This is a genomic window from Streptomyces sp. NPDC054841, assembly GCF_053611045.1.
In genome coordinates this window covers 1-4,915 of record NZ_JBSGZO010000573.1, presented here as the reverse complement: position 1 = coordinate 4,915, position 4,915 = coordinate 1, and the positions used below count along the sequence as shown (strand labels likewise).

At 70.9% G+C, this 4,915-nt stretch carries 6 protein-coding genes and 1 tRNA gene; 3 read left to right on the top strand and 4 right to left on the bottom strand.

The window, feature by feature from the left end; genetic code table 11:
• Positions 1–88 precede the first annotated feature (88 nt).
• A complete protein-coding gene (locus ACWGI8_RS39515) occupies positions 89–1,324 on the bottom strand; it encodes an APC family permease (RefSeq protein ID WP_453668273.1) in 1,236 nt (411 codons plus the stop codon).
• Between the two features lie 102 nt (positions 1,325–1,426).
• On the opposite strand from ACWGI8_RS39515, the gene ACWGI8_RS39510 reads away from it, so the two are divergent.
• A complete protein-coding gene (locus ACWGI8_RS39510) occupies positions 1,427–1,696 on the top strand; it encodes a GlsB/YeaQ/YmgE family stress response membrane protein (RefSeq protein ID WP_453668272.1) in 270 nt (89 codons plus the stop codon).
• A 9-nt stretch (positions 1,697–1,705) separates the two neighbouring features.
• Here the strand turns inward: ACWGI8_RS39510 and ACWGI8_RS39505 are convergent, their stop codons facing one another.
• The 3 genes from ACWGI8_RS39505 to ACWGI8_RS39495 all read right to left on the bottom strand — a co-directional run bounded on the left by ACWGI8_RS39505 (position 1,706) and on the right by ACWGI8_RS39495 (position 3,564).
• Positions 1,706–2,356 carry an alpha-ketoglutarate-dependent dioxygenase AlkB family protein gene (locus tag ACWGI8_RS39505; protein WP_453668274.1) on the bottom strand — a complete coding sequence of 217 codons (651 nt, stop codon included), beginning with the start codon at positions 2,354–2,356 and terminating at the stop codon, positions 1,706–1,708.
• 53 nt (positions 2,357–2,409) lie between these two features.
• Positions 2,410–2,916, bottom strand: a complete 507-nt coding sequence (locus tag ACWGI8_RS39500; RefSeq protein WP_453668271.1) for a methylated-DNA--[protein]-cysteine S-methyltransferase — start codon at positions 2,914–2,916, stop codon at positions 2,410–2,412.
• A gap of 159 nt (positions 2,917–3,075) precedes the next feature.
• Complete coding sequence (locus ACWGI8_RS39495) at positions 3,076–3,564, bottom strand: YajQ family cyclic di-GMP-binding protein (RefSeq protein WP_453668270.1); 489 nt, start codon at positions 3,562–3,564, stop codon at positions 3,076–3,078.
• A 193-nt stretch (positions 3,565–3,757) separates the two neighbouring features.
• Between ACWGI8_RS39495 and ACWGI8_RS39490 the strand changes: the two genes are divergently transcribed.
• Positions 3,758–3,839, top strand: a tRNA-Tyr gene (locus ACWGI8_RS39490).
• A gap of 332 nt (positions 3,840–4,171) precedes the next feature.
• A complete protein-coding gene (locus ACWGI8_RS39485; RefSeq protein ID WP_453668269.1) occupies positions 4,172–4,771 on the top strand; it encodes a hypothetical protein in 600 nt (199 codons plus the stop codon).
• Positions 4,772–4,915: the final 144 nt, after the last annotated feature.

Here is a 4,915-nt window from a genome sequence, read left to right as displayed (position 1 = left end):
ACTTTGAAGACACACTCTGGCCCTTTCCGGCCGGTCAGGCCGGACAGGGGCCCGGGCCGACTGGCGGCGCCCCGTCCCCGGTGCCGCGCTATCGGCTCCAGTGGGCCCGTACCGCGTACGCACCGGCCCCCACCGCCAGTACCGCCGCCCCCGACACCACCGAGGACAGCGGCAGGGCGAAGGCCAGCGTCAGGCACCCCGCGAGCCCGCACCCGGCGAGAACTCGCCACCTGGAACTGAGCGTCCAGGCAGAGGCGTTGGCAATTGCGTAGTACACGAGCACACCGAACGAAGAGAAGCCGATCGCACCCCGCACATCGGCCGTCGCCGCGACCACAGCCACCACCGCACCCACCGCCGCCTCCGCGTGGTGCGGCACCTGGAAGCGGGGGTGGACGGCCGCGAGCGTGCGCGGAAGGTGGCCGTCCCGGGCCATCGCCAGCGTCGTACGCGAGACACCGAGGATCAGCGCCAGCAGCGAGCCGAGCGCGGCCACCGCCGCGCCCACCCGCACCACCGGGGCCAGCCACTCCACCCCGGCCGCCCGTACGGCATCCGCCAGCGGAGCCGTCGCCTGCCCCAACTGCCCCGCCCCCAGCACGGAAAGGACCGCCACCGCGACACATACGTACACGGCGAGCGCGATACCGAGCGCCAGTGGAATCGCCCGCGGGATCGTCCGGGCCGGGTCCCGTACCTCCTCGCCGAGGGTGGCGATCCGCGCGTACCCGGCAAACGCGAAGAACAGCAGCCCGGCGGCCTGCAGGACGCCTCCCGCGCCGCCGCCCGAGCCGCCCGCCTCAAGCCGCCCGAGATCCGCCGACACCGATGTGAGGGAGGAGACGACCACCGCCGCCAGGACCGCGAGCACGACCGCCACGATCGCCCGGGTCAGCCACGCCGACTTCTGAACGCCCCCGTAGTTCACGGCAGTCAGCGCCACGACCGCGGCGACCGCCACCGCATGCGCCTGTGAGGGCCAGACGTACGCACCGACGGTCAGCGCCATCGCCGCGCACGAGGCGGTCTTGCCGACGACGAACCCCCAGCCCGCCAGACAGCCCCAGAACGGGCCGAGCCTCTCCCGCCCGTACACATAGGTCCCGCCCGACGCGGGGTACCGGGCCGCGAGCCGTGCCGACGCCATCGCGTTGCAGTACGCCACCACCGCGGCCAGCCCCAGTCCCAGGAGCAGCAGCGGCCCGGAGCCGGCGGCCCCGGCCGCGGGCGCCAGCGCCACGAAGATCCCGGCTCCGACCATCGAGCCCAGCCCGATGACGACGGCGTCGAACACGCCCAGTGACCGTCGCAGCTCCTGTGTCATGTGCAGCACCCTACGGATCGTCGCAACCGCGCCCCGTCCGCGGGGCGTCTGAAGAGAACAACACCGCACGAGGAACGTGCACGAAGAAAGGCTGGGCACGGCATGGGCTTCATCAGCTGGATCGTCCTGGGGCTGCTCGCCGGGATCATCGCCAAGATCCTGCTGCCCGGGCGCGACCCGGGCGGACTGATCGGCACCACCGTCATCGGTATCGCGGGCGCCTTCATCGGCGGCTGGATATCGTCCCGCTTCCTCGACCGGCCGATCACCAAGGAGTTCTACGACGGCGCCACATGGGTGTCCGCCATCGGCGGTGCGCTTGTGCTGCTGATCGCGTACCGGATCCTGTTCGGCCACTCGCGTTCCCGGTAGGGCCTGAGCTCAGCCCTGGAGCCCGGTCTCCCGGAGGGTGATGTTCAGCCGGCCGGTCAGGCCCAGCGCCGGATCGGCCGTGCCCGGACGCACCTTCGGAACCCCGTGGTACGCGAAGCGCGAGGCCCCGCCGAAGACGAACAGGTCCCCGGACACCAGCTCCACGTCCGTGTAGGGCTGCCCTCGGTTCTCGGTGTTGCCGAAGCGGAAGACGCAGGTGTCGCCGATACTCAGCGACACCACCGGGGCATCGGACCGCTCGTCCTTGTCCTGGTGCATGCCCATCCTCGCGTCGCCGTCATAGAAGTTGATCAGCGCGGTGTCCGGCGTGTACGTGTCGGGTGTGTACGTGTCCGGTGTGTACGCCTCGCCCGCCTCGACGTCGCCGTGGGCGGCCACGTCCCGGTAGGCCTCGACCAGTGCCTCCCGCCCCAACTCCACCAGCCAGTCGGGGAACTCGGCGACCACCGCGCCGTTCACATCGTCCGCCGTGCGCGTGTACCGGTACGGCTGCCAGTGCCAGCCCACGCACACCGTCTGCACGGACATCACGCCGCCGCGCGGCAGCCTGGTGTGCCGGATCGGTACCGGCCCCCGCGCCCAGTCGCGGCACGCCCCGACCAGCTTCCGCTGCCGCGCGGCCGACAGCCACCCGGGCATGTGCACCGCCCCGGGCGCGATCACGGCCCGCTCCCTGGGGAAGAGCCCGGCGGTCACGACACCAGCGCGCCTTCCAGCCCGAGCAGCCGCTCCTTGCTCTCCAGCCCGCCCGCGTAGCCGCGAAGCGCGCCATCGGCACCGATCACCCGGTGGCACGGCCGTACGACCAGCAGCGGGTTGCGCCCGATAGCGGTCCCCACGGCCCGTACGCCGGCCCCCGCGGAGCCGACCCGCTCGGCGATCTGCCCGTACGCCACCGTCTCTCCGTACGGAATCTCCTCCAGCGCCCGCCAGACGCGCCGCTGGAAGTCGGTGCCGGAGCCCTGCGCGTACTCGATCGCGAAGTGCGTCAGCTCACCGGCGAAGTACGCCCGGAGCTGCCCGGCGATCTCCTCGAACGCCTCCGGGTCGTGCCGCCAGGTGTCCTGGACCTCGGCCGCGCCCTTCTGTCCGGGCAGCGACAGCGAGGCGAGTGCGGTACCGCCCACGGCGGTCGCCGACTCCTCGCCGACCAGCAGCAGCTCACCCAGCGGACTGTCGACCGTCGCGTACACCGTCATGGCTCCGTCCTCTCCTCGTACGGTCCTGCGGCTACGAGTCTGCGTCGGCAGCCCCGCTCCGGCTGGCGGTATTCGGACATCACGCCCGGAACGCGAGGCGGGGGCGGAGCGACCAGGCCGCCACCGCCCCCGAGCGCCCGGGAACCGCCGGTGCGGCGATCAGCGGTAGTTCACGAACTGCAGCGCGAAGTCGAAGTCCTTGCCCTTCAGCAGCGCGATCACGGTCTGCAGGTCGTCCCTGCTCTTCGAGCTGACCCGCAGCTCGTCGCCCTGCACCTGCGCCTTGATGCCCTTCGGACCCTCGTCACGGATGACCTTGGCGACCTTCTTGGCGTTCTCCTGGGAGATGCCCTCCTCGATCGAGGCGAAGATCTTGTACTCCTTGCCGGAGAGCTGCGGCTCGCCCGCGTCCAGCGACTTCAGCGAGATACCGCGCTTGATCAGCTTGGACTGGAAGATGTCGAGGATCGCCTTGACCCGCTCCTCACCGCTCGCCTGCATCAGGATCTTGTCGCCGGACCACTCGATCGTGGCGCCGGTGCCCTTGAAGTCGTAGCGCTGCGAGATCTCCTTGGCGGCCTGGTTGAGGGCGTTGTCGACCTCCTGCCGCTCGACCTTCGAGACGATGTCGAAACTGGAGTCGGCCATGTCCTGTGGCTCCTTGTATCGGGTGCGTAGAGGTACGGCCGGGCTGCCCGGACCGCCACCGCAAAGCCTAGCCACCCGCACCCGCCCCGAGGGCTGATCAATCCGGTGGCGAAGCACCCCTGGGCATCAGGTATCGTTTACGTCGTTGCCACGGAGCACCGCCGAATAGCGGCCCTCCAGCGCGACATCCCATGGCGGTGTGCCCGAGTGGCCAATGGGAGCGGACTGTAAATCCGTCGGCTTAGCCTACCCAGGTTCGAATCCTGGCGCCGCCACGCGAAGTGAGACCCCCGTTGACCTGCTGAAACGCAGGACGACGGGGGTCTTCTCGTTGCTTCGAGGTGATCTTTCGGCAGGAATCGAAACTGGGTGAGCTGTCTCACTCTGTGCTGCCCGGATCCGGGGCCTGAACCTCCCGCTGCCGTTGCCGTTGCCGTTGCCGTTGCCGTTGCCGTTGCCGCTGCCGCTGCTGCAGCGGCAATGCGTCGTCTCTGGTACGAGGCCGCACGGGACCGCGAGGTCAAGTGCGCGGGCGTCCCGTGTACTCACCGGCGTCTGAGTACGGGAGCGGTGCTGCCCGGCGGGATCCGCTTGTTGGGATGGGCCCATGACGACGACACCCTCTCCCGCCACGCACTCCCCGGACCCCGCGCCGCTCCGTCGGCGCCGCACCGGGGCACTCGTCGTGGGCGGTGCGGCGATGGTGCTGCTCGTCGCGGTACTCGTCCTGGGCTGCGCGTGGCTGACCGGCGGCCGGGTGATGTCGGAAGCGGAGTTCCACGAGCACCTGAGGCTCACTCAGGAGGCGGGCGAGGACGCGGTCCGGCGGCTGGGGGTGGACCCCGCGTCGGTGGTGGACCGGCACGACACGGCCAACGCCTCCTGCAAGGACGACCTCGGTCGCGACTCCGAGGGCGTCACCCGTGACCAGCCGACCGTCACCTGGGCGCCCGACTTCGCGAGCCGCGCCTCATACGAGGCAGCGGTCGACACGCTCCGCGAGAAATGGTCTGCGCAGGGCCTGACGGTGGAGGACGTCCCCGCCCCCGGAAAGGGCGAGCCGGGAGCCGGCCTGCCGGGGGTCCGGGCGACGGACGACCACGGCATCGAGCTGTCGCTGCGGCCCGACTGGTACTCGGGGGAGCCGACGCTGGTCGCCGACGGGGGATGCGTACGGCACCTGGGGTACCTGGTCGAGTGGGAGTAGAGCCCCCGGTCGCCGGACAACGAACCGGTCAGCTTCAAGCACAGGTGTCCGGGCATTCCGGTTACCGACGGGCTGCAACACCCGCGGTGTTGGAGCCCGCCGGCGGAGCCGCCCCCGGAGCCGTAGGCGCCGGTGGCGCATTCC